Consider the following 24,189-nt stretch of genomic DNA (forward strand, 5'->3'; position numbering starts at 1 on the left):
GTAAAAAGAATACTTCCTTGAAAACTCCAGTTTTGAAACATGAATTCAATTCATTATCAAGCTGTTCAAGGACTAAAGGAAAATTGGAAACAATTCAGTCTTTTAGTAGTCATAAATGCTTTGGTGGGAAGTATGATTGGCTTGGAACGATCAATTTTTCCTGAATATGCGTCCACCATTTTTGGAATTGAGTCAAATTCAGCTTTTCTGACATTTATCATAGTATTCGGAATCAGTAAAGCTATTTCCAATTATTATGCGGGAAAATATGCCAATCGGTTAGGGCGTAAGAATTTATTAGTCCTTGGATGGATAATTGTCCTGCCCGTACCATTGATTTTAGCTTTTACAGATTCATGGCTAATAGTCTTGTTAGCAAACCTATTACTTGGTGTTAGTCAGGGTTTAACCTGGAGTAGTACAGTCATTATGAAAATCGACTTAGTTGGGCCAAAAAATAGAGGCTTAGCGATGGGTTTGAATGAATTTGCGGGATATCTTGCAATTGGTATTACGGCCTATTTCACAGCTAATTTAGCATCAAACTTTGGAGTGAGACCTATTCCATTCTTAATAGGTTTTGGAATAGCTCTCCTAGGGCTATACCTTTCTTTCTTTTTTTTAAAAGACACTACTCGTTTTATCAGGGTAGAGAAAACCGATTCCAAAAAGGAAGAGAAGAATAACGTTTTATGGAATACCACCTTACGCAGCCCAAATTTATCTTCAATAACGCATGCTGGATTAGTCAACAATCTGAATGACGGAATGATCTGGGGCTTGTTACCTTTATTATTGATTCAAAAGGAATTTTCTTTAAATGAAATTGGAAAACTGATTGCTATTTATCCTTTGGTTTGGGGAATGGGCCAATTATTCTCAGGGAAAATAGCTGACATTATTTCAAAGAAATTCTTGATTGTTTTTGGGATGATTATTCAAGGGTTTGCAATAATAATTTTAGCATACTCAAATTCCTTTAGTCAATTTTCTTTTACCTCTATTGTATTGGGAATTGGAACTGCAATAGTTTATCCTACCTTTCTAGCTGCGATTTCAGACGAAACCCATCCGGAAGTCAGAGCGGAAAGTGTTGGAGTATTTCGACTTTGGAGAGATTTGGGCTATGCTTTTGGAGCAATTTTATCTGGATGGATCGCTGATAATTTTGGACTTGAATTAGCAATTGTCTCCGTAGGTATGTTGACAATAGCATCTGGAATAATCACTCAATTAAGAATGACTCGAGAGGCATTTTTCAGAAAAATTGAGATAAATAATTAAGTCATTCCAGGAAATTTTCATTCATAGTGATTTTATGCTTTAATTAGTGACATCACACCAAACCTTAAACAAAATGAAAAAATTGAAATCAATTTTCACCCTAGCCTTAGCGTTTAGCTTTTTAGCAGCAGTAACATTTACTTCTTGCGGTGGCAAGAAAGAGGAAAGCAGTGAAACAGAAACTGAACAGGTTGAAAGTGAGCACCCAGATGGAGGTGAGCATCCAGCAGGAGACAGCACAGAACATCCAGCAGGAGGTGAGCATCCAAGTAGTGACTCAACTTCTGAAAGCTAAAAATCAAAAAAGGCTATCGAATTCGATAGCCTTTATTTTTTAGGAATTTACTTTTCTTTGAAAGGTGAATTTGGATGGTGCCTTTATCTCTTTTCCATTGATCTCTAAATAGGGATATGCAATGAAATTAATTGGGCCCGCATTAGGTCCTGGATTAACTTCCAAATCCCTACCTCTGCTTAACTCAATTCTATTGGCAGGGTGCCTTCCGAAATAATAAGTAGCTAAAGCAGTATATTTATTAGCCTCCGAAATATCAACTGGCCACCATTTCCCATCTGCATAAAACTCTGCCCAGCAGTGGTAACCATCAATTCCACCTTCATTCCTATCCGAAGGAATAGATGCTCCAATCGCAAATCTTGCTGGTATATCTACTGATCTGGCCAAGGAAATGAAGAAGGAGTGGAATTCAGAACAATTCCCGGTTTTTGAATCACAGGCGTAATTTGAGTCTCCATTGCCATAATCGCCAAATTTCATATAGCGCATATTGTCTATGATATAATCATATAAAGCTCTGGCTTGAATTAAATGAGACTCTTTCAGCTTTTCTCCCAAAACCTCCTTAGCGATCTCTTCAAACCTCCCTCCTTTTGGCATGAGTCTGTTCGAAGCTAAATACACCTTGGGGTCTGGAGCAGAAGCCTCATAAGGACCTTTTTCTTTCCTTTTTACCTCGTAGCTGATTTGGATTTCTTTACCGGAATCTTCTGGCTTTAATTCATAATAAAGCAAAGTATTGCCAAAAACCTTCTCTTCAATTTTTCTGGACTCTATATCAGATTTCGTCTCTAACAGTTTCACATCCTGAAAAGGGTCTGACTCAGGAACAGGAATCCACATCCGCGCAGGACCTTCCAAACTAGGAATTTGAACAGTATAATAGAATTCAAAATGATCAGTCCCTTCGACTACTCCTAACAGGTTATTGTTTGATTGTTCCAAAGCCACTCTATACCAAGTTTTATCTTCCTTATTTTGCTTCCAACTGTAAAAAGGTTTCCCATTCAACTTATGCACCGTGGTCTGAGTGACATTCATTGCCCCAGGCTTCCCTTCCATGAAGAAATCTACATCGTATACATCTCCACTTTCATCCACCAAGTCAACACAGGCAAAATGACTATCGGGGCCTAGGTTGGATAGGTATTCGGTATGTACCCGAACCAACTTCATTTTGAGATCATGATTTTCATCTTTTACCGGAAAAACTCCATCATTTTCACCTGTTTTGACTGCAATGAAGTCTTTTATTCCTTGTTCTATTTCAGGTATGGAAACAGCAGGACTTGAAGGACTTTCAGTTACTGTATCTTCCTCCTTGGGATTACAAAAGGTTAGGGCCAAAAGTCCTGAAACTAATACCGTTCTTGAAATTGCGAGAATATAACTTTTCATGCTTCTAAAATACACATACCGTTTCAAAAGGACTTCAAATACAGGAATAAAGAATATTTTTTACTTAATTGGATAAAACACCAGTAATACTATGAAACTATCCATTCTAAAAACCAGAATCTTATCTCTTTTGGCTTTACTCCTTTTTTGCGGGGTAATATTTATTTCATGCGGAGAAAAGAAGGAAGAGAAATCTGGAAACAATACCGAGCAAATAGAAAAGATGGAGAACCCGGACGACGAGCCGGCTATCACTCATTAATTTTTCTGATTATCCGCAATCATGCCAGTTGCCATATTTTCTTTGTTTTACCGATTGGAAGACCGATGACCGAAGACCGAAGCTTCCGTGATTCTGATCCATTTAGCTGAAAATAAGCCGTATTTGGTTTTTAGGCTTCATTATAATTCAAGACACTCAAAAACATGCATAAATATTTTAAACTCTTACTGCTTCTTTTAGCTATTTCTTTTACAGCTTATCTAATAGTTATTTTAGACTTGCTTTTGCTCTATGAGATTTTCATAGACATAATCCTTATTTTGACACTTTGGGGAGCCATAGGACTCTTAGCAGTAACAATTATTGAAATATTTAAACATAAACAACTGCCCAATACACTTTTATCTATCACATTTATTATACTGACAGGTTCTTACATCTTGACATATGCAATACGAAATGGAGCGTTTGCTGGACCAAAATATTTAGATGCAGCTTTTCTTGACGACAGAAGTCGAATGGACTTAACTCTTTATGAGAACGGAAAATTTGTAATCTACTCAAACTGGTTATTTGGGGAAGACCAATATGCTGGAACCTATCAACTTAAGGGAGACACTATAGTATTTGACAAATATCCTGTACTGGGCAACGACTTCATTTCGAAAGAGATTTTGATAAATTGTACAGAGAAGAAAATATATTTTAGGAAAAATAAAGACGGAATTTATGATGAGTCATTCTATTACTTTCAAATCGACTAATAGAATAACGAACGCCTAACAACACGGGTTTTGCGTCATCCGGGGTGATGTGCAAATTTGGGGCTTTGTGCTTCTATTCAAGTTCAGTGCTGGTTGACAGTTTTATGCTCCGAAACCCGCCCGAACGCAAAGCCCGAAAATGTAACTGGTAAGAAAGCGGATATACATATTAATTTTTTCAAAATCTAGATCGAAAATTTGCTTTTGTAATTTTATTCATCGTAATATTGCAATATATTATTATTACGATGGGAATTACTCAAACGCACCTTTTCACTGACGCTCAAAATGAATTGGCCAATGTCGCCAAAGCTTTGGCACATCCAGCTCGAATTGCAATCATACAATATTTGATCAAAACGAATACTTGTATCAATGGGGATTTGGTGCAAGAACTGGGACTGGCGCAAGCAACTATAAGCCAGCATCTTCGTGAATTGAAAGAAATTGATATAATTCAGGGAACCATTGAAGGGACAAAAGTGAATTACTGCATCAATCCTGAAAAATGGAACTCCATCAAGAGCTTGTTTCTAGGCCTCTTTGATCAATTCAATTCAAATAATCCCTCAACCTGCTGTTAAAACCATATCACTATGAAACTTTCAGAAATTAAGTCCATCTTAAAAAACTCCCAAACCATCGAGTTTCAACTCCCCAATGGAGAATTGGTTCCTAGTCATTTTCATGTGACAGAAATCGGAAAAATATCTAAAAATTTCATTGACTGTGGGGGGACTATTAGACAAGAGGAGAAAGTCAACTTCCAATTATGGAATGAAAATGACTACGATCACCGACTTCATCCAGAAAAACTACTGAAAATCATAGAACTATCTGAATCGAAACTGGGAATACCAGATTGGGAAATTGAAGTGGAGTACCAAGGTGAAACCATAGGAAAATATGGTTTAGACTATAATGGAAAGTCATTTCTCCTTACCACAAAAATGACAGACTGCTTGGCTAAAAGCGAATGTGGCATTCCTTCAAAACCCAAAGTTAGACTCTCATCATTGCAATTAAATACTAACTCCTGTAATCCCGGCAGCGGTTGCTGCTAAATTTTAGCCATGGAAAATACAAAACTCACCTTTTTACCAAAGCTTGAGGACTCCATCAAGCAAATTCTCAATATCCCAATCACCGATGAAAGGAAGGAAGTGTTGAGCCCTTTGATTCATTATATCAGAGAAAAGCAGGATAAAAATGAAGCTATCAACCTGAATTTTATTTGCACACATAATTCTAGACGAAGCCAATTTTCACAAATTTGGGCAAAGGTAGCGGCCAGCTACTTCGGAGTAGAGGCCAATTGCTACTCCGGAGGAATAGAGATCACTGCTTTTAATGAGAGGGCTGTAGCTTCATTGCAAAGAATTGGGTTTCGTACCATTTCGGATAATGCAACTGAAAATCCGAAGTATGAAGTCTTTTATTCAGAAATGAAGCCAGGCATTAAAGCTTTTTCAAAACTGGTTGACGATCTGTCCAACCCAGCTTCGAACTTTGCTGCAATAATGACCTGCGATCATGCAGATGAGAATTGTCCTATTATTTCAGGAGCAGAAATACGAATACCCGTCAGGTTTGAAGACCCCAAAAAATTCGATGATACTGTATTAGAACAAAAAATGTATGATGAAAGAAGTCTTCAAATAGCTTCCGAAATGTTTTATGTGTTTTCAAGGGCTAATGATTAAGAAATTCATTATAAAACTTTTCTATAAGGCTCAATGAGACCAACCTTCACCTTACCAATCCTCTATTTTTATCAAAATTTTTTATTGAATTATTAGAATATTCAAAATTTTATTATATATTCTATTGGATTTAGGCGCGAATACCTACTAATTATTCGAAACCCAGTAACGGAAGAAAAAGCTAAGTCCTCCTAAATCCTATCCATCTGACGCTCAACTAATTGAATAAAGAAAGGTGATACCAATACCTTAAATACCTTCAGTTAGAATAGGTAGTAAAGCCGAAAATCTAGGATTCTTTTGAACATTCACTAGTTCAAAGGATTTATAACTAAAAGTACTCAGAAATCTTGTTTGAGATTAACACTTTCATTTTGTCATAATTATGCAAATACATTTTATGAAAAAAAATATACTATCCTTAGTCTTCACTTTGTGGTTTGGGATTGTGGCCTATTCGCAAGAAGCTATTACGTCAATTAACCTGGACCTCATTCAAAATGAGATCAATGGCGGAAAACCACTTCCCGCTGAAGAAAAATTCTATTTCAGAGGGGCCATCCCTCAGGATGTGGAAATGGTTAAACTTTACATATATCAGTCAAAAAAATCTCCAAAGGCAGGTGATAGTTATTTTTGGAAAGCCCCATTTGGATACAAGGAACTTTCTTTTCAAATCTTGGTAGACAATCCTTTAAGATCTACAGAGGAGTTTAATCTTGAATTTGGATTTTATAAGAAAGCTGGAGAAAAAGAGTTGGAAGAGCTCCGAAGACTTATTCAAACCAACCTAGCAACTTATCTCAACACCATTTCTTCCGTGAGAAGAGGAGGAATCAAATTCGAAGATTCTGACGAGCAAATCCTTTCCAATATGGATCAAATTGTTCAATCAGGAGCTTATTATTTCGAATTACCTGATGGAAAACCTTTCCCAGGTTTTTCTGATATCACTCGTAAGAAACTAGAGCAAAGAAAACGCCTGAAATTGGGTAAGGCAAAATTCAACATTATCAAAAAATCTGAAAACGAGAACGAGCGGGCTGTTTATGCCCAACAATATTTACAGGAGTTAGAAACCATCGTTTTTGCTGAATTAGATCAATTTCTCAGTCCTAACATGCTTGTCCGAGTAGATCAGATTCAATTTCAAAATTATAGAAGTGAGAAAACCCCTAACTCTATTCCCATCAATTTTGGCTTTGGTGCCATCTCACTTTCACAGGATTTATCCTCTCAAGAGTTTGTATACAGTCCATACCTTGGTTTTTCATTTCCTCTTGGCAACAGGACCTTTACTCGTTTCATGAGTAATTTATCGATCAGCACAGGAGTGTTTATTTCCGGAAGCATGGAAAATTCTTTGGGAGAAGCTATCAGAGGGCCAGTTTTAGACCGACCAGTATTCGTGGGATTGGGATATAACTTCTTCCGATTCATAAGACTCAATGCTGGAGGCACATATCTAACTACCAACAAACTGGATGGGAGTAAAGCGGACAGAATTCAACCCTATGTTGGATTAAGTGCCGAAATCAATTTGTGGTTAGGATTTGGAAACAAAAAATGAAAATTATGAAAAAGCTAAGCTTGATTTTCATTTTATCACTGATTATCAATTCTGTAAACGCCCAGCTTTACGGGTACAAGTGGAGAGTTGGAGCAAGTGTCGGGACTACCAATTACATTGGGGATATCCGTCCTTTTGGACTCAATAGTCTGAGTGATGTAGGTAGACTCTATCAACGATCAACTGTCTATTCTGAAGACCTTTCTTATCAATTTTCTCTGGAATATGCACTTGGCAACTCCGTTGGAATTATGCTTACGGCAGGAAGCTATCAATTTGGCTCAAGCGATAGATATATCGAAAATGATGGCACTTTATACAGGGAAAGTAACAGATTCGATAGGGCTTTAAATTTCAGAACGGATTTAATTGATGCTGGGCTTTCCTTTGTTTTAAAGCCTGATAACAACTGGTTGCTTTCTGGTAAATCCTTCCTTGCTCCATATTTGGTTGTGGGCATGGGAGTTCAAAAATTCGATGTGTTTGGAGACCTATTGGATGAAAACGGAAACAGATATGATTACAGCAATCCCAATTTAATCCCAGATGGAAGTTTTGAGACAAGATTAAGGGATGTTGAAACAGAAATTCCAGGTGGGTATAAAAAAGCTACTCTTTATGCTCATTTGGGCATGGGAATCAGATTTCGGATTACCAAAGGAATTGAACTTTTCGCACAATCAGATTTTAAAAGGGCGGCAACTGATTATTTGGACGATGTGTCTGGAAGATATAGAAATCGATATGACAACTCTTTTCAGCGCTATGCAGCATTGCCAGGAACTAATACCCCAACACCAGGCAACCCCTATCGAGGAGATGTAAACTCGAAAGCAGATTGGTATATCTATCATGGGATGGGCATCAAGTTCAGCTTAGGAGCAAACAAGGAAAGTTTCAATCCTCCTACCGTATCCCAGCGCTATACTTTCACCCCTAAAGTTTTGAGCGAAAAAACTGAAGCAACTGCTGACTCAATTCAAAAAACTGAAGAACCAAAAGTTAATCTGCCAGCCTCTGTTACAAATAATTATTTTACGATTGTTCAGTTACCTGGATTAGAAAAATCAGCACCGATCATTGACACGGTAAGACTGGATTCTATTCAAAAAGCCAATATTGACAGGAAAATTGATTCATTGAAGAATACCAGAGCGTTGGTACAAGCAAATAAGGATTCGCTTCAAAATAGGCTTTCAGAACTCAGCGAGAAGATTAATGAGTTGCAGATTGACAGTCTCAGTTCAAAGGATTCTATACAGATATTGATCAATCAGTTTGAGAATCAAACTTTGGATTATCAAAAGGAGATTAGCAGAATTGACTCTTTGGATAAGATTTTGGTTATTAAGGGAGATTCGCTATTGGGAGCGAAAAACACGCTAATCATCTCTAAAGTTGATACAGCCCAATTCATTGAAAAAATCTTGCTTTATCCGGGGAAAGTCAATACAATCATTTACTCTCCTAAAGGATTTAGCGAGTTCGAGCTGGACTCTCTTTCAAATTCACAAATGAGAATCAGCAATCAGCAAACTCCAGATACAGTAAAAAGTACAAAGGCAGTGACTCCGGAAATTGAGAAATCAAAAACCGTCACCAAACCAGTCGAAAATGCTCAATGGATAAGCCGAGAAGATTTTGAAAAAGAAATTTCAAAATATAGGGAAGAAATGCTCAAGGCGCAGGCGATTAGAGACTCCGCAATGCTCATGGCTTTTTCTTCCAGACTATCAAGCATCCAAGCTCAAAATAGTAATCAAGAAGAAAGAACGGCACCTCAACAGATAATAGTTAATCCTCAATCTGATAATACGAATACATCCAAAGAATTAGAAAGGTTAAGAAGTAGACAAGAAATACTAGAGAGGAGAAATCGGGAACTATTAAGAGATGCAGCAATCATCAGTGGCACGGCTACAACAACTTCTGCTTTAAACAAAAATAAAACAGACGAAAGTCAAATTCTATATATACAGGATAGCACCCTTTTGGATAGAATTACTCAAGATGCTATTCTGATAGATAGCCTTCGAAAAGAGGCCTCCAAAGAAAAAGTAAGGATAGACACCGTGGAGGTTGAGAAAGTGGTTGAAAATACTAAGCCTGTCCTTCTAGAGGAAAGTAAACTTGAGGTCTATTTTGGAATCAACCAATCAGAGTTGAGTGAAGAAGAAAAAGCAAAGTTGCTTCGATTGAAAGAGATCTTGGAAACAAATCCCCAATTAGGCTTGGAGCTAATTGGTTTTGCTGATAACACGGGAAGCGTTTCCTACAACCTCAGACTAGTAGAAAAGCGGGTTAATTCCGTCAAAAAACAGCTAATAGACCTAGGAATTGACCACAAGAGAATTTTCAAAAATTCTGGAGGTTTGATTTTACGTGGAGCCTCCAAAGGTTCGGTTGACAAGGACCGAAAAGTAGAAATACGTCTAACACCTCTTGTTACAGCCAAGGATTAATCTTCAAATGCTTTTTAAGTATTCTTTTCATTTTTAACAGGAGCCAAAGAATCCTGCTAAATTTAAAGAATGAAGAAAGCATTTCTAGCCAGCATTGTCTTGTTCTTAGGCGGTATTGCCTTTGGACAAGAAAGTAAAGTCTATGAATCGAATAAAGTTCAGGATTTTAAACTTGTACCCTTACCAGCCATAGCTTATAATCCTGCCAATGGTTGGATGTTTGGGCTAGCTCCTTCTGCTACTTGGTATATGGGAAATCCCACTACTACCAAAATGTCCAATTTTGTAGGGAACCTACTATACACAACTAAAAAACAGTGGATTTTTAGCTCTAGAAGTAATATTTTCTTAGATGAAAACAGCTTGATCTTAGTGGGAGACTGGAGATATTTTGTCACTTCCCAGCCAACCTATGGTCTAGGTAGTTCTACCCCGAATGCCCCCTCCCCTAACCCCAATCAAAACTCAAGCTTTTGGGGAGCGCAACAAATGGATTTTAGACTGATTCGCTTTCATGAAACTATTTTAAAACGAATCTCTGACAGCAATTTTTACTTGGGATTAGGATATCACCTGGATATACATTCGAAGATTGACAATTTTTTCTTAGATGAAGATACGATTGAGCCTATTTTGGATTTTGCTCATAATCAATACAATGAATCATTAGGCTTTGATACGGATAGATATGCATTATCCGGAATTACCTTAAATGCAGTTTATGAAAATCGAGACAGGGCGGTTGCTCCATATGAGAAAAACTTTGCCTTGCTTTCTTATAAAATCAACCCTTCATTTTTAGGGTCTGACCAATCTTCCTCCACGCTATTGTTGGATTATAGACATTATATCAACCTCAATGAACAAAGAAAAAGGCATTTAGTCGCTTTTTGGGCATATGGCAACTTTCTAGTCTCTGGAAATTTACCCTATATGAACTTACCTTCCCTTGGTTGGGATATGTTTGGCAGAACGGGAAGAGGCTATGCACAAGGAAGGTTCAGAGGAGAAAACATGGTTTATTCAGAAGTAGAGTATCGGTTTCCACTACAAAGGTCCAAAGAAACCTTCGGAGGAACTGTGTTCGTGAATGCCAACTCCTTCAGCAGCAAATACAATTCTGAAAAGCTATTTGAGCAAGTCAATCCAGGATATGGCTTAGGATTGAGAGTCATGATAAACAAAGAAAACAGAACCATAATTTCAGCAGATTATGGCTTTGGAAGAAGCGGTAACTCAGGTTTTTATCTCAACATCAACGAGTCCTTTTGATTTCGCTTAGTTCTAAAAATAATTAGGCTATCTCAAAGTTGATGAATGTCACAATGAGCGGTCAGTTAAAGGTCTCCAATAAATTTTCTAGTATCCATTAGCCTTTGACTCCACTCAGGCGGACAAAACAACGCCTTTAAGATAGCCCCTTAATTAGTGCTCATGGCATCATGCAGCATTTCTGGCTGCATTGATAATTCCGAACATACTTCTTAAAATTAATCGCTGTAGCACCTCATTGCTCTTCCCATCTTCCAGCATACTCTGAATAGCATATTGTTGTATGGTAATGAGTGGTAAAACTATCCTTTCCCGAATGGCAATTGAAGTTTTGATCACTTTATTATCTCCCATCAACTCCTCCATTTGAGAAACTTTTTTAAGTTTTTCTACAGAGCGCTCATATTCTTGGAACATGAGTTTCCAAAATCCCCCATACTCTTCATTATTTTTTAGGTAGGAAGTTGCTGGATAGAAACACTTATTCAAAGACTGCATGGAGTTACCCAGAAGTGTCCTGAAAAATAAACTGTTTTGATACAATTCCTTTAATTCATCTACCCGGTTTTCCTTTTCCATCTCTGCAATAGCCGCACCTACTCCGTAATAGCCGGGAATATTTTGCTTCATTTGAGCCCAAGAACCAACAAATGGAATCGCTCTTAAATCCTCAAACTTCAAGCCTTCGCCCTTTCCTCTTTTCAAAGGCCGACTGCCTATATTCGTCATTCCAAAGTACTTAAGTGGAGTTACATGCTCCAAATATGGGACAAACTTAGGATGATTCTTAAAGGCCTTGTAAGATTCATAACCTCTATTGGCCAACTCTTCAATCAAAGCCCGCTGATCTTCAGAAAGGTTTCTTTCAGAGTCAGAATAAAGATGGTTTTCAAGACCCGCACTTAGCAGCTGTTCAAAATTATAAGTACAAGAAGCCTGCTTTCCATAGTTTGCAGAAATAGTCTGGCCCTGTATAGTGACCTGTATTTCCGCATTTTCAACGCGCTCTCCCAGTGATGCATAGAAATTATGCATATTTCCCCCACCTCTTGCAGGAGGCCCACCTCTACCGTCGAAAAAGACTACCTCGATTCCATTTTCACGGGAAACCCGAGTCATTTCCTCTTTTGCTCTTAATATGGACCAGTTTGCCTTCAGATACCCTCCATCTTTGGTTCCGTCTGAAAAGCCTAACATGATGGTTTGTTTATTTCCTCTACTGGCTAAATGCTTTTGATAAGCAGGCAAGCGATATAGGTAGGTCATAATCTCAGGTGCCTCAGCCAAATCATCAATTGTTTCAAAAAGCGGAACGACATCCAAAGGAAGATTCTCTTTTCCTTTACCTAATGTGAGTTTGGCTAATTGGAATACTTCTAAAAGATGCTTAGCAGATTGACAATTGGAAATAATATAGCGATGCAAAACATCCTCCCCATTGGATTCATGGATTTTTTCAATCGTTCCGAAGGACTTCAGCATTTCCTGATGAAACTCATCCTGAATTCTTTCAATCTCAGGAAGGGAATCTACTGCCAATAATTGCTGGATTTGCTCCTCCTCAGTTGCTTTCCATTCTATACCTTTCACTTCAAAAATCTCTTCCCAAAGCGCATCATGTTTTCGACTATCCTGACGCATATCCATGTAGGCAAAATGGAATCCGAAAATTCTGACTTTAAGAATAAATTCATCCAAGAGTTCCAAGAATAAGCCGTCATGATGTTCAATCAAAGCTTCCCTTGCATTCAAAAGATCCGCTAATAATTCTTCTTTGTTGGAGTAAACAGGTTGATCTTCAAAAAGCGTAGAATAAATCCCTTTTTCAACTTTCAGAATTACATTTTCTACGTGTTTGAAAGTAAGTCTTCTCCTCAACTTTCTTACATCCCGGTAGTAACAGCGTAAAATCCATTTTTTCAATCTTTCCGCTACCTGCATAGTGGTTTCATGAGTCACAAATGGATTTCCATCCCGATCTCCTCCCGGCCAAAAACCTACCTTCAGTAAACCTGGATTCTCCCAATCATGCAGCGGAATATTTAAGCGATTGAGCATTCTGATCATGATATCGGAGATACTTTGATAGAATACATTCTCCAAAAACCAAATCAAGCTGACCGCTTCCTCGTAAGGACTTGGCTTTTCTCTATTTATAAAACCTGTCTTTCCTAATTGCTGAAGCAATTGATTAATTCTCCCGATATCATCCTGCCGGATCGCATTTTCCAAGTCGGTGATAATTCCCAGCACATTTCCGGGATAGAATTGAGTTGGGTGAGCTGTCAATGTTAGCCTGACGGAAAAACTTTTGAGCTTTTCTATCAATGCTTCCTTTTTATGATCACTTTCCGCTCTGTTTATTAAGGCTTTAATAGAACCTTTCCCTCCCAAATCATTGATTTTTTCATACGCAGCATCTTCAATGGAGTCAAAAAGCACCACCTGTCTCTCCACATATTGAATCATTTGAAATAGCAGATCTGTTCTTTCCTTCTCAGAATTGGAAGGCATCATTTCTTCAAAAAAGCCTTCAATAATCTCTCGCGGAGTCTTCTCCGACTCAAATCCCTTTTGGCAGGCAGTTCCCAAAAGAGGCAACATGGTACCTGTTCTGAAAATATGATCGAAAGGAAGATCTAAAAAAAGTGAGTTATAAATTGTGAAGCGTTTTGCAACTTCGGTATCGTAGGTTTTATACATTAAGTAAAGAGGTTTAAAGCATTCTAAATTAATAAATTTCTTGTTTTTTACCGAGCAAATTGCCAATTCATTAAATAATTCATTCAATCATTTCTTTTTTTTCATTGATGACTAATGGAAAAACAATTCTTTGTAGCTTAAACTATTGATTCATCATCCTCATGAAAAACCTTCTGATCGTATCATTGATAATTGCCTTGTATGCCTGTAAACAAAAGGAATCCGATATGGAAAAATCCCTAGAGCTATTAAGTTATAAATTTTTAGTCGGAACTTACACAGATACCGAAGAACAGGGAATCGATCTTTTGACATTTTTCCCTGAAAAGGATTCTTTAAGCCTTGAAACTATTGCCAAAGGAATCTCCAATCCCTCTTTTATCCTGACAGGAAAAAATCAAGAATTCCTATACACAGTATCTGAAAATGCGGGAGAAAATGGCGGTCAAATCTTGAGTTTTGAACTCGAAGATTCAAGAACAGCATTACAGATTTTAGATTCAGCTTTTACTGCTGGAGACCATCCTTGTCATATTGCAATTTCACCTGATGAAAAATACATCCTTGTCAGTAATTACTCTGGAGGTAACCTTGCTGTTTTTAAGGTAACTAATGGGAATTTGGAACGGGTGCAGGTTCTACAGCATCAAGGATCAAGTGTCAATAAATCTAGACAGGAATCAGCGCATGTTCACAGCGCAACTTTCGATCCTTCCGGTGATTATGTTTGGGTTGCTGATTTAGGATCTGATGAACTGTATCGCTACAAATTTGAAAGTGGCCTTGAAAATCCACTTTCCTTTGAGGAAAAAATCCCCATGACTCCTGGAGATGGACCAAGACATTTGGCATTTTCGAAGGATCGAAAAGAACTTTTTGTTGTTCAGGAATTGACTGCCATTTTAGAAGTTTTCAGCTATCAGAATGGTCAAATGAAAAGTAAACAAAGACTCCCTCTTTTTTCTGAAGAATTCAAGGGTGCTTTAGGAGCGGCTGAAGTTAGGGTTTCGCCTGATGGCCAACATATTTATGCTTCAAATAGGGGTGATTCTAATAGTATTTCGGCTTTTAGAAAAAATGAATCTGGGATCTATGAATTGATCCAACACTACTCTTCCGGAGGAAAAATGCCTAGAAATTTCAATCTTACTTCCGATGGAAAATATCTCTTAGCTGCTCATCAGGAAAGTCATGAAATTGTGGTCTTTGAAAGAAATGCTGAAACGGGCGAATTAGCAAATACCGGAATAAGCATCCAAGGTCATAAACCTGTTTACTTACATCCCATTCAATGATTATTTGGGTTCTTCCCAAGGAATAACTGAATTATAGTGAATTTCTCCATTTTGAATTTGTAGAGGGGATTCAAGATTATTATGGTATAATTTCCCTGTTCCAAGGCCTTGATGAATGGAAGGTTGATATTGAGAAGCTAACTGGGCGATAGCGTTCAAACCAATATTACTTTCCAAGGCAGAGGTCATCCACCAACCTATTCCCCTTTCTTCTGCCTTTGCTATCCACTTTCTGCTCTCCAGAAAGCCTCCCAACAATGTTGGCTTCAAAATAATATGTTGAGGCCTGATAGTATCCAATAACAACTCCTTCTCCTTAACACCAATCAGTTCCTCATCCAAGGCAATTGGTAAGGGTGTTGACTTACACAGTAATCTCATGGTATCCCATTGACCAGCTTTGATGGGTTGCTCTATACTATGGATTCCAAGGTCTGCTAATTTCGCTAGTTTACTTTGCGCTTCTTCAGGAGAAAAAGCTCCATTTGCATCCACTCTCAAAATCATCTGATCAGGACTGAATTGCTTTCTGATAAATTCCAGCAATTCACATTCTTGCTTAAAATCAATGGCACCGATTTTCATTTTAATACAGGAAAATCCTGAATCCAGCTTTTCCTGGATTTGTTGCATCATGAATTCTCGATCACCCATCCAGATCAACCCGTTGATAGGGATGGCTTTCTGCTCTTCAAAAAACTGATTGGAAAAAAACTTTTTCTGTCCCCCATTGACAAAATCCAGCACAGCCATTTCTATAGCAAATCGGATAGAAGGAAAATCAAAGGACACATTTTTTTTAACAGTATCTAAGATTTCATCTTCCTCCAGCGACCACTCCACTTTCTCTAGTTTTTCAAGCGTATTCTTTACAACTTCCTCAAAATCCTGACGATCATCAATGCTCAGTTTTACCAATGGAGCAGCTTCACCCCATCCAATTTGATTAGGACTCTCCTCATTGTAAGCCTTGATCCACCAAATATTCCGAGTCTTTAATACACCACGGGAAGTCCCCGCTTCAAAGCGAAACTGGAGAGTTCTGGGAATCAATTGAAATTTCAGAGATAGCTGTGACATAAGACAGGCAGGGCTAAAAGATTAAAGAGACTATATTTGCGCTTTGAAATGAAACGCATGAAAGAGCCTCAGATTAACTTAAGAGACTACGAATATACACTTCCAGAAGATCGAATCGCCAAATACCCTTTAGAAAAAAGGGATGATTCAAAGTTGCTTCATTATAAAGCTGGAAATATTACACACCATCGTTTTTATAATCTTCCCGATCTCCTGGAAGAAGGAATGTTGCTTGTTTACAACGATACCAAAGTCATTCCTGCGCGATTAATTTTCCAACGGGAAACTGGAGCCAAAATTGAAATTTTCTTATTAGCGCCAGTATCTCCGAGCACAGTCATACCTGAAATCATGCTTGCCAAACATCCGGTATCTTGGGAAACCATGATAGGAAATGCCAAGAAATGGAAGGATGGCGAAATCCTGAAAGGGCGAGTTCAACATTTGGGAAAAGAAATCATCTTAGAAGCTAAGCTTCTGGATAGAGACAGGAAATTGGTAGAGTTTTCCTGGTCTCCATTCGATGTTGCATTTGTGGATATCGTAGAGTCTAGTGGAGAGGTTCCTTTACCTCCCTATCTCAATAGAAAAGCCGAAGAAGAAGATAAATCTAGATATCAGACTGTTTACTCAAAAAAAGAAGGCGCAGTCGCCGCACCAACTGCAGGACTTCATTTTACTGAAGAGGTTTTTTCAGCAATGAGAAAAAAAGGCGTGAAAGAATCAGAAGTCACGCTTCATGTCTCTGCAGGCACGTTTCAGCCAATTAAAGTTGACAAGGTTCAAGAACACCCCATGCACAGCGAACAAATTCATTTGCAAAGATCTGTGATTGAAAAATGTTTGGAACAAGAAGGGAAAACAGTCGCTGTGGGAACAACCTCAGTTAGAAGTTTGGAAAGCCTCTATTGGTATGGAGTGAAACTGATAGAAAATAAGGGAGAAGAGTTTTTTGTGGAAAAATTATTTCCCTATGAAACAAGAGAGGTATTGCCTACCAAAAAAGAGGCATTGCAAGCTGTTCTGGATTTAATGGATTCAACTGGACAAACCGAAATCATGGGAAGTACAGAAATATTCATTTTCCCAGGTTATCAATTTCAAATGATTGAAGGATTGATTACTAATTTCCACCAGCCCGGAACAACTCTTGTTCTTTTAATAGCTGCCATGATTGGGAAGGATTGGGAATTCGTATACCAAGAAGCCTTAGAAAAAGATTATAGGTTCCTCAGTTATGGAGACAGTAGTTTGCTGTGGTTTGATTAATCCGAGCCTAACTTCTTAATTCCATCGATGAGATTTTGGTAATAAGACCTTCCAACAGGAACTAGATCTTCTCCTACCTTTACTTCTCTCGGATTGATGGAAATTATTTCATCCAAGCGAACTATATAACTTTTGTGGATTCTCATGAATTCTTTCTGGGGAAGCGCTTCTTCAAAATCCTTTAGAATATTCCTCACAGAAATCACAAAATCTCTTGCTACCAAGGTGGTGTAATTTCCATCCCCCTTCAGCCAAAGAACATCTTGAAACTTAACTTTAACCAGAGATCCATCATGTCGAACAAATATGGCATCCCGGATTAAAAGGTTTGATTCTTTCTCCAAAGCAGCATCATGTTTGCTTGCACCGTTACTGTTCTTCTTAATACCTTCTAATAGCTCTTTCATATCCTTTCGATTTACATTTGCAACTTCCTGTGAAAGATGATTGTTTTGATTTTGTAAATTAAGGACTTAAATCAGCATATATTTTTGACCAAATGTCTCAATCAATCAGATTTTCAACTTTTTATCCAGCAATTTTCTCATTGATTTTCTTGAACTTTTCCTGTACAGATCCTGAAAATCCGGTCATTGATGATAATCCAGGAGGAAGCGCCAACAGCACAGTTACTATTTCATCTATTTTGCTTGAAAATGTATCAGGTGCCCCGGCCAATAAATTTCAGGATGAGTTAGAAATATCCTTTGAAGGTACTGATGACGGAAAAAAATACTTCTTAAAAATTCCGGCTAATCAAAACCCAATCAATAAAACCATTGAATTAGCCACAGGGGACTACACTTATACATATCTCAGTTCATCAAGAAATGAAACTTCCTCAGTTGCTGAAATATCCATAAAAGGCAGTTTCAAAGCTGAAAAAGACAATCAGGAACTAGTTCTTAAAGGAAACAGACTCAATAAAAGGATTAGAGTTGCTTCCAATCAACCAATCCAAGCTCCCTCCATATTGCTGGAAAATGCAAAACCTTTATTCGAAGCCTCTCTCAACAACTTTTATATCTACCATAATTTAAATGGAAGGCTGGAAATAAAAATTCCAATCGGAAATACCGGAAAGTTTATCACCCAGTTTGATTCCAATACAGAATCTAACATTGAATCAGCCTATAGAATCGAATTCAATGCAGGAAACTCAAGCTACCAAGAAGGTCTGATCAAAATCAACAGCCAAAATCAAGTAATTTCTTTAAGCCCTTCCACAATTAATTCTCTGGAAACCTCCCAAAATGAAACCTCAGGATTGGCATTTATTAACGGAAGATTATTTTCAATAAATGATGGGGAAAACCCCAATCAAATTCATGAACTTAATGCTTCCACAGGAGAGGTTTTGAGAAATATTACAGTCACGAATGCCAGTAACGTCGATTGGGAAGATTTAGCCCAAAGCGAAACTCACCTATTTATTGGCGATTTTGGAAATAATTTAGGCAATCGAAAAGACCTGGTAATCTATAGGGTCTCAATTGCTGAGCTACTCAATCAGGATAATTTGACCGCCGAGCAAATTAAGTTCAACTACCCTAATCAAACTGACTTTAGCGGTTCTTCCGAAAACCATAGATTTGATTGCGAAGCCATGATTTTTTATCAGAATAAGCTTCATTTGTTTTCAAAAAACCGAGGGTTTAATAATTCTGATCATTATGTATTACCTGCAATTCCGGGTGATTATGAAGCTGAGCTGGTAGAGACATTTTCCTTGAATGCCTTGGTAACTGGAGCTGATATCAACCGAGAAAACGGGGAAATATCCTTGATTGGATTCAGATTTTTAGGTTTAAATCCACTGGAACAGGCTATCTGGATCAGTGAAGGCATAAGAGAAGATCAAAAGTTGAACAACTTCTATCCCGAAATAAAAATTGGATATATACCGATTAGGGGATTTCCTGAAGGAATAGTCTATCAGGAATCAGGTCATTTATTGATTAGCTCAGAAAGATTTGTCTTGGAAGGCGTTTACAATATTCCTGCAACTCTAGCCATAATAGGCCTTGAAGGGTCTCATTAATCTAATTGAGACATTTTCTTTGCATTATTTCGAATTACTTCATCCAATTCTTGTGCGAGTGGCTTGAGGTAGGAAATATATTTTTGATTTTCCTCATCAAGTTTCCTGTAATCAATCAAATCCAATAAGCCAAGCATAGAAGAAAGCGGAGATCTCAAAATATGCGAAGGACGGATGGCCAATTCCCTTAATGTCTGAATTTCTTTTTCCTGCAAATTAATCCGATTGTACAAAACACTTTGATCAATTCCTTGAATCATTACCCAGCGCTTTTTGCCTTCCGAATAAATGACTTTAGTATGGAATGTCCAATATTCTGAGCCACCAGTTTTATTGGTGATTTTTACAGCCAATTTCTTCTCTTGTCCTTCAAAAGTCTGAGATATTATTTCCATTAATCTTTTGGATTTATCTCCTGCAAATTCGGTATTAAAGCCTGACTTAGCCGAAGAATTGCTGGAATTCCACTGTTGGATCAAAGATGATGCGAGGCTATTTTGCTGAACAACCGAAAAATTTCTCTCCAAAATCCAAACTGGACCTGAAATTAAGTCCAATTGCTCATTGGCAAAAGGTTTTACATTATTTGCATAAAACTCATCTTTTGGCGCAGGTCTCATAAAAAGTAGAAATCCTTTAGTATGTTTCAATAAATTAATGGAATATGAAAAGTACCCTGAAGCTCTCTTAACCCTTGCTTTGAATTGTGTCACTCCTTCTGTAGAGAGTATCTTTTCCAACTCCAAACGGTCAAAAGAATTCAGTTCAAATAATCCTGAATTCAGTAAGCTTTTCCCTATTAGTTCTGAACTCCCATTTGCAATCCAATCCGCTACTAAAGGTTCGGCGGAAATAAACTCCAAGTTTTCATCCAGTTCAGCCTTTCCGAAATTGAGAAGATCGATAAGATGATTCCATGGGAGTTTCCGTTCAAGGAAGTTCAAGTCAACACCAATACCAATGAATCCCAAGGGATCCATTTCGGAGTTGATCACCATAGAAAATTCCCACCATGATTGCGCTCTTTTCTGATCAATAAATTGGAGCAAAACCGGATATTGCTCTTTAGGTTTGAGCATTAATTGATCAATTAAACCTTCCAGTTCTTGCTTTGATCGGAAATCTAGGTGATCAAAAATAGAAGATGAATCAGAAATTCCCAGTAGCCCTTTAAAAAGAGCATTTGAATCCTCAACATTTCCTTCTATATCTAAAAAGACTAGATAAAAATGCTCGGACTCCTGAAAAAATTCAGGAATTAGCTGTTCGATATGTTCAATGCTGATCAATTTGGGTGTAAAACTTGGGGTGATAATCCAATAAGTACTCTTCGAATATTGCAAAAAAATTTTATTAAAAAAAAGACTCAATTGATAGAACAAAATTCTATAAACCAGACGTTTACGGGATAAAATTTGTTTGGACAATGTAAAAAGTAAGACCTAAACCAAAAAATGCTTTTTGTCACCAAAAAGTACTTGAATTTTTTTTTGAAATTTTCTAAAAAAAATTACATCCAGTTTGATTCTAATTGCGAAAAACTCGTGTAATCAATCTCTTTGATCAATAAAATCAATGAATCAGTGAACTCCTGTTTACTGATTCTCACAGTAAAAGGGTAGGTATGGGAATCGGAGGATTTAACTTTTATAGACCCGAAAAGACGAGAGAGTTCAAATCGAGAATCAGAGTGAATTGCCACAAGGGCAGAATCAAATTCACAATTCTCAATCAAAAAAGAGGCATTTGTCGTTTGAATAACCATAATCCAAAAATTTGCTTTAAAAATACCAATTAATAAAATCTTTCAAACATCCCGAATAAAATTTTTAAAGAAAAGGGCAAATATTTGAATTGATAGTCAGGGGATTAAAAAAATTAGCTTTCAATCTTCAGATGCTTCGGCAGATTCCTTGCTTAAATCTTTTCATTTGGTTTATATTTGCATCGCCTAAAGGAAATGGTTAGCCATTAGGTGAAGGTTTATATGAAATCTTTATAATTGAATTGGAAATAATAAATAATACTCTTTTGTTAAAGAAGGGAAAAAATTTCCAAATCATAAAAATATTAGAGAGTTGGGTGAGTGGCTTAAACCAGCAGTTTGCTAAACTGTCGTACGGGTCAAACCGTACCGGGGGTTCGAATCCCCCACTCTCTGCTGAAATCCTTAAGAGAATTAGTTCGGGGTGTAGCGTAGCCCGGTATCGCGCCACATTTGGGATGTGGAGGTCGTAGGTTCGAATCCTGCCACCCCGACTACTTTACTCTCTATAAAAACAAAAGGATCAATTTTTCAACTGATAGAACATAAGTTTATTGATCAGTTTCAATTTTATTTTTTTTCAAAAAGACTCTTCCAGAATTTCTTCTTTAGTAGCTGATTCTTTTCAGGCACCATTGTTTCATCACTTAATAAAAACCCGAAAGGTTCTAAGCCTTCGGAATTTTCAAAGGTGATTTTCAGGACTCCAACCAAAGGAATAAACAAAATCATTCCTGATATTCCCCACAGCCAACCTCCCAAAAGTATTGCCAAAATTACTGCGAGGGCATTGACTTTGACCTGAGACCCTACGACCAAAGGAGTAATCACATTATTTTCAAAAAGCTGAATGGCCCACAGCACTCCAAACGTTAAAAAAGGAAAGAGTAAATTATCTGTGGTTAAAAAGACATAAAGTATTGCAAAAAAAGATGAAATGAATACTCCAACATAGGGAATGAGGTTCATAATCGCAATAAAGGCTGCAAATAACAAGAAGTACTTCACTCCAATGATAAAGAAGAATAGTCCTGCCATTACTGCGACAATTAAAGTAACCTTAACCATACCCGTGAGGTAAGATTGAATAACCTTTCCCGACTCCATTACCCAATTCAAAACCCTATCCTTATTTTTTGAAGAAAACCGAATCAGAAAATTCAGAAAAAAATCTTCGTAATAGAGTAAAAGAAAAATATAGAGTGGGATGATTCCGGCAAGTGTAAGTGATTTCCCAGTATTAAACAGTGTAGTATTGAAATTTTCTGGAGTCAAAAAAGACCATACCTCGGGCCTATTGCCAGGATCAAGTATTTCATTTCCCAGAATTACATTGAGCTCATCAAGGTAAAGACTCATTTTATTCTGTAGATTTTGTCCTATTTCAGGAATATCCCGAATCAAGCCCACCATCTGATTGAGCAATACGTAAAAAATACCGGTGACAATCACAGCAACCATCAAAATACTAATGATAATAGCTATGCTTCTGGGAAATTTTTTCTCTTCAAACCAACTAGAGATCGGGTGTAAAGAAAAAGCAAAAAATACACCCCATACCAGTGGAACCAAAATGAAAGAGCCTTCTCTTAAGATAATCGACCCAAAAACAATGATCACCAAAAAAAGAGCTATTCGTTGAAGTACTATCATCAGGCGAAATATTTAATCTGATTATCCGCAATCATGCCAGTTGCCTTATTTTCTTTGCTTGGCCGATTGGAAGACCGATGACCGAAGACCCAGCCACGGCCTTTAGGTTTGCAAAGTAGAATTATTTGAGAAAATCAGAGCTAATATCTTTACGATTATTAAGTGACTCAGATATTGAATAAATTGAAAAAGAATGGGGTGAACTTTCGCCACGGCTAGGCTAGCGACCTCTTGCCAGTATCAGTCCCCATTCTTAGTTGAGTTGCCAGTAACCAGTTAGAATTTTAGGCTTTAGGCCTGTTAAAGGTTTTAGTTTCCGCAACTCTCATTTGTTAAACTTCAATGTCTAAATTATGAAATTCAAATCAATTATTGGAGTCGATGTAAGTAAATCTACACTTGATGCTTATCTGAAGATCAACCAATGCCACGCAGTCTTTGAAAATAATGAGAAAGGTTACCAGGAGCTGGTGGAATGGGTAATGGAAAACTCTGGGTTAATACTCGCAGAAGAACTGCTTTTCGGATTTGAATCCACTGGGATTTATTCTTCAGAACTTGCTTTGTTTCTTGAAAAGCACTCCCTACCATTTTATATCATCTCAGGACTTGAATTAAAGCGATCCTTGGGAATAAGAAGAGGTAAGTCAGACAAGGCAGACTCTAAAGACATAGCTGAATATCTTTATGAAAAGCAGGAGAAGATTATCCCCACTGTTCCTCCCAAAAAGGTCATCCAGGATCTCAAAAAGCTGTTTAATTACAGAGAGCGACTTGTAAAAGACAGAGCAGCTTACATCACCCGTATCAAAGAATATGAAGCTGTAGTTTCAGAAAACAAATTAAAAGTCTATCAAAAATCCAATACCGAAGTAATCGCTTGTTTAGATAAACAGATCGAAACCGTAGAGAAAGAAATAGACAAACTTTTACGCAAAGATGAACTGTTAATGAACCAATATAAGCTGATTAACTCTATCAAGGGCATAGGCCCACAGACAGCTGTTGCACTTATCGTCTTAACAGAAGGGTTTACCCTATTCGATAGCTGGAGAAAGTTTGCCAGTTATGCAGGAACAGCACCGTTTCCCAACCAGTCAGGTACATCCTATCGAGGGAGAACCAAAACCAGTCCGCTGGCGAATAAGAGAATTAAAACACTGCTGACATTATGTGCAGGCACAGCCATCCAATACAGCACTGAGATGAAGACCTATTACAAGAGAAGAACCGGTGAAGGGAAAAGCAAAATGAGCACACTTAATATTATCAGAAATAAACTTATTGCAAGGGCTTTTGCTGTTGTCAACCGAAATTCCAGCTATGTAGACATATTAAAATATGCCGCATGAAAAAAAACTGAAAATCTTCTTGCTTAAACCTTAGAATACTGGCAGGCGAAGCTTCCG

The 24,189-nt window shown here is 37.5% G+C and carries 20 protein-coding genes and 2 tRNA genes; 16 read left to right on the top strand and 6 right to left on the bottom strand.

Annotation, left to right across the window (positions count from 1 at the left end; genetic code table 11):
• The first annotated feature begins 39 nt into the window (after positions 1 to 39).
• Both FL972_RS10070 and FL972_RS10075 read left to right on the top strand, forming a co-directional pair.
• Complete coding sequence (locus FL972_RS10070; RefSeq protein WP_144605267.1) at positions 40 to 1,284, top strand: MFS transporter; 1,245 nt, start codon at positions 40 to 42, stop codon at positions 1,282 to 1,284.
• A gap of 73 nt (positions 1,285 to 1,357) precedes the next feature.
• The gene (locus tag FL972_RS10075) at positions 1,358 to 1,579 is read left to right on the top strand and encodes a hypothetical protein (RefSeq protein WP_144605268.1); all 222 of its coding nucleotides are present in this window, start codon (positions 1,358 to 1,360) and stop codon (positions 1,577 to 1,579) included.
• A gap of 39 nt (positions 1,580 to 1,618) precedes the next feature.
• On the opposite strand, the gene FL972_RS10080 is transcribed toward FL972_RS10075, so the two are convergent.
• A complete protein-coding gene (locus FL972_RS10080) occupies positions 1,619 to 2,980 on the bottom strand; it encodes a transglutaminase-like domain-containing protein (RefSeq protein WP_144605269.1) in 1,362 nt (453 codons plus the stop codon).
• 91 nt (positions 2,981 to 3,071) lie between these two features.
• On the opposite strand from FL972_RS10080, the gene FL972_RS19430 reads away from it, so the two are divergent.
• The 8 genes from FL972_RS19430 to FL972_RS10115 all read left to right on the top strand — a co-directional run bounded on the left by FL972_RS19430 (position 3,072) and on the right by FL972_RS10115 (position 10,974).
• The gene (locus FL972_RS19430) at positions 3,072 to 3,242 is read left to right on the top strand and encodes a hypothetical protein (RefSeq protein WP_186300092.1); all 171 of its coding nucleotides are present in this window, start codon (positions 3,072 to 3,074) and stop codon (positions 3,240 to 3,242) included.
• A gap of 164 nt (positions 3,243 to 3,406) precedes the next feature.
• Positions 3,407 to 3,967 (top strand): hypothetical protein, encoded by a 561-nt coding sequence (locus FL972_RS10085; RefSeq protein ID WP_144605270.1) that lies wholly within the window; start codon positions 3,407 to 3,409, stop codon positions 3,965 to 3,967.
• A gap of 248 nt (positions 3,968 to 4,215) precedes the next feature.
• Positions 4,216 to 4,551 carry an ArsR/SmtB family transcription factor gene (locus FL972_RS10090; RefSeq protein ID WP_144605271.1) on the top strand — a complete coding sequence of 112 codons (336 nt, stop codon included), beginning with the start codon at positions 4,216 to 4,218 and terminating at the stop codon, positions 4,549 to 4,551.
• 12 nt (positions 4,552 to 4,563) lie between these two features.
• On the top strand, positions 4,564 to 5,031 hold the full coding sequence (locus FL972_RS10095) for a DUF6428 family protein (RefSeq protein ID WP_144605272.1): 468 nt from the start codon (positions 4,564 to 4,566) through the stop codon (positions 5,029 to 5,031).
• 9 nt (positions 5,032 to 5,040) lie between these two features.
• Positions 5,041 to 5,670, top strand: coding sequence for a low molecular weight phosphatase family protein (locus tag FL972_RS10100; protein ID WP_144605273.1), 630 nt, complete (start codon positions 5,041 to 5,043; stop codon positions 5,668 to 5,670).
• Between the two features lie 400 nt (positions 5,671 to 6,070).
• Positions 6,071 to 7,240: a hypothetical protein gene (locus FL972_RS10105; RefSeq protein ID WP_144605274.1), complete on the top strand. Its 1,170-nt coding sequence runs from the start codon at positions 6,071 to 6,073 to the stop codon at positions 7,238 to 7,240.
• A gap of 5 nt (positions 7,241 to 7,245) precedes the next feature.
• Positions 7,246 to 9,702, top strand: a complete 2,457-nt coding sequence (locus FL972_RS10110; RefSeq protein ID WP_186300093.1) for an OmpA family protein — start codon at positions 7,246 to 7,248, stop codon at positions 9,700 to 9,702.
• A gap of 69 nt (positions 9,703 to 9,771) precedes the next feature.
• Entirely contained in the window at positions 9,772 to 10,974 is a 1,203-nt protein-coding gene (locus tag FL972_RS10115) for a BamA/TamA family outer membrane protein (protein WP_144605276.1), read from the top strand.
• A 168-nt stretch (positions 10,975 to 11,142) separates the two neighbouring features.
• On the opposite strand, the gene FL972_RS10120 is transcribed toward FL972_RS10115, so the two are convergent.
• Entirely contained in the window at positions 11,143 to 13,677 is a 2,535-nt protein-coding gene (locus tag FL972_RS10120; protein ID WP_144605277.1) for a phosphoenolpyruvate carboxylase, read from the bottom strand.
• A 161-nt stretch (positions 13,678 to 13,838) separates the two neighbouring features.
• On the opposite strand from FL972_RS10120, the gene FL972_RS10125 reads away from it, so the two are divergent.
• Positions 13,839 to 14,972, top strand: a complete 1,134-nt coding sequence (locus FL972_RS10125) for a lactonase family protein (RefSeq protein WP_144605278.1) — start codon at positions 13,839 to 13,841, stop codon at positions 14,970 to 14,972.
• Here FL972_RS10125 and menC read toward each other — a convergent pair whose 3' ends face one another.
• Positions 14,973 to 16,052, bottom strand: coding sequence for an o-succinylbenzoate synthase (gene menC, locus FL972_RS10130; protein WP_144605279.1), 1,080 nt, complete (start codon positions 16,050 to 16,052; stop codon positions 14,973 to 14,975).
• 57 nt (positions 16,053 to 16,109) lie between these two features.
• Here menC and FL972_RS10135 point away from each other — a divergent pair, with 57 nt between their 5' ends.
• Complete coding sequence (locus FL972_RS10135; RefSeq protein ID WP_317129940.1) at positions 16,110 to 17,321, top strand: S-adenosylmethionine:tRNA ribosyltransferase-isomerase; 1,212 nt, start codon at positions 16,110 to 16,112, stop codon at positions 17,319 to 17,321.
• Here the strand turns inward: FL972_RS10135 and FL972_RS10140 are convergent.
• On the bottom strand, positions 17,318 to 17,728 hold the full coding sequence (locus tag FL972_RS10140; RefSeq protein WP_144605281.1) for a LytR/AlgR family response regulator transcription factor: 411 nt from the start codon (positions 17,726 to 17,728) through the stop codon (positions 17,318 to 17,320). The two genes, FL972_RS10135 and FL972_RS10140, sit on opposite strands and share 4 nt — an antisense overlap.
• A 92-nt stretch (positions 17,729 to 17,820) precedes the next feature.
• On the opposite strand from FL972_RS10140, the gene FL972_RS10145 reads away from it, so the two are divergent.
• On the top strand, positions 17,821 to 19,362 hold the full coding sequence (locus tag FL972_RS10145) for a hypothetical protein (RefSeq protein WP_144605282.1): 1,542 nt from the start codon (positions 17,821 to 17,823) through the stop codon (positions 19,360 to 19,362).
• Here FL972_RS10145 and FL972_RS10150 read toward each other — a convergent pair.
• Positions 19,359 to 20,705, bottom strand: a complete 1,347-nt coding sequence (locus FL972_RS10150; RefSeq protein ID WP_144605283.1) for a hypothetical protein — start codon at positions 20,703 to 20,705, stop codon at positions 19,359 to 19,361. The genes FL972_RS10145 and FL972_RS10150 overlap by 4 nt on opposite strands.
• A gap of 729 nt (positions 20,706 to 21,434) precedes the next feature.
• On the opposite strand from FL972_RS10150, the gene FL972_RS10155 reads away from it, so the two are divergent.
• Positions 21,435 to 21,523: transfer RNA gene (locus tag FL972_RS10155), tRNA-Ser, on the top strand.
• A 24-nt stretch (positions 21,524 to 21,547) separates the two neighbouring features.
• Positions 21,548 to 21,621: transfer RNA gene (locus tag FL972_RS10160), tRNA-Pro, on the top strand.
• 76 nt (positions 21,622 to 21,697) lie between these two features.
• On the opposite strand, the gene FL972_RS10165 is transcribed toward FL972_RS10160, so the two are convergent.
• Entirely contained in the window at positions 21,698 to 22,780 is a 1,083-nt protein-coding gene (locus FL972_RS10165; protein WP_144605284.1) for an AI-2E family transporter, read from the bottom strand.
• A 353-nt stretch (positions 22,781 to 23,133) separates the two neighbouring features.
• Here FL972_RS10165 and FL972_RS10170 point away from each other — a divergent pair, with 353 nt between their 5' ends.
• On the top strand, positions 23,134 to 24,132 hold the full coding sequence (locus tag FL972_RS10170; RefSeq protein ID WP_144602881.1) for an IS110 family RNA-guided transposase: 999 nt from the start codon (positions 23,134 to 23,136) through the stop codon (positions 24,130 to 24,132).
• Positions 24,133 to 24,189: the final 57 nt, after the last annotated feature.

It is taken from the genome of Algoriphagus algorifonticola (assembly GCF_007655305.1).
Classification (GTDB): domain Bacteria; phylum Bacteroidota; class Bacteroidia; order Cytophagales; family Cyclobacteriaceae; genus Algoriphagus; species Algoriphagus algorifonticola.

What these genes read in the sequence shown, in the direction of transcription:
- FL972_RS10165 (WP_144605284.1), bottom strand. Translation starts at nt 22,780, where the DNA reads ATGATAGTACTTCAACGAATAGCTCTTTTTTTGGTGATCATTGTTTTT.
- FL972_RS19430 (WP_186300092.1), top strand. Translation starts at nt 3,072, where the DNA reads ATGAAACTATCCATTCTAAAAACCAGAATCTTATCTCTTTTGGCTTTA.
- FL972_RS10120 (WP_144605277.1), bottom strand. Translation starts at nt 13,677, where the DNA reads ATGTATAAAACCTACGATACCGAAGTTGCAAAACGCTTCACAATTTAT.
- FL972_RS10100 (WP_144605273.1), top strand. Translation starts at nt 5,041, where the DNA reads ATGGAAAATACAAAACTCACCTTTTTACCAAAGCTTGAGGACTCCATC.
- FL972_RS10110 (WP_186300093.1), top strand. Translation starts at nt 7,246, where the DNA reads ATGAAAAAGCTAAGCTTGATTTTCATTTTATCACTGATTATCAATTCT.
- FL972_RS10080 (WP_144605269.1), bottom strand. Translation starts at nt 2,980, where the DNA reads ATGAAAAGTTATATTCTCGCAATTTCAAGAACGGTATTAGTTTCAGGA.
- FL972_RS10070 (WP_144605267.1), top strand. Translation starts at nt 40, where the DNA reads ATGAATTCAATTCATTATCAAGCTGTTCAAGGACTAAAGGAAAATTGG.
- FL972_RS10115 (WP_144605276.1), top strand. Translation starts at nt 9,772, where the DNA reads ATGAAGAAAGCATTTCTAGCCAGCATTGTCTTGTTCTTAGGCGGTATT.
- FL972_RS10075 (WP_144605268.1), top strand. Translation starts at nt 1,358, where the DNA reads ATGAAAAAATTGAAATCAATTTTCACCCTAGCCTTAGCGTTTAGCTTT.
- FL972_RS10170 (WP_144602881.1), top strand. Translation starts at nt 23,134, where the DNA reads ATGAAATTCAAATCAATTATTGGAGTCGATGTAAGTAAATCTACACTT.
- FL972_RS10140 (WP_144605281.1), bottom strand. Translation starts at nt 17,728, where the DNA reads ATGAAAGAGCTATTAGAAGGTATTAAGAAGAACAGTAACGGTGCAAGC.
- FL972_RS10145 (WP_144605282.1), top strand. Translation starts at nt 17,821, where the DNA reads ATGTCTCAATCAATCAGATTTTCAACTTTTTATCCAGCAATTTTCTCA.
- FL972_RS10105 (WP_144605274.1), top strand. Translation starts at nt 6,071, where the DNA reads ATGAAAAAAAATATACTATCCTTAGTCTTCACTTTGTGGTTTGGGATT.
- FL972_RS10125 (WP_144605278.1), top strand. Translation starts at nt 13,839, where the DNA reads ATGAAAAACCTTCTGATCGTATCATTGATAATTGCCTTGTATGCCTGT.
- menC (WP_144605279.1), bottom strand. Translation starts at nt 16,052, where the DNA reads ATGTCACAGCTATCTCTGAAATTTCAATTGATTCCCAGAACTCTCCAG.
- FL972_RS10090 (WP_144605271.1), top strand. Translation starts at nt 4,216, where the DNA reads ATGGGAATTACTCAAACGCACCTTTTCACTGACGCTCAAAATGAATTG.
- FL972_RS10135 (WP_317129940.1), top strand. Translation starts at nt 16,110, where the DNA reads ATGAAAGAGCCTCAGATTAACTTAAGAGACTACGAATATACACTTCCA.
- FL972_RS10085 (WP_144605270.1), top strand. Translation starts at nt 3,407, where the DNA reads ATGCATAAATATTTTAAACTCTTACTGCTTCTTTTAGCTATTTCTTTT.
- FL972_RS10095 (WP_144605272.1), top strand. Translation starts at nt 4,564, where the DNA reads ATGAAACTTTCAGAAATTAAGTCCATCTTAAAAAACTCCCAAACCATC.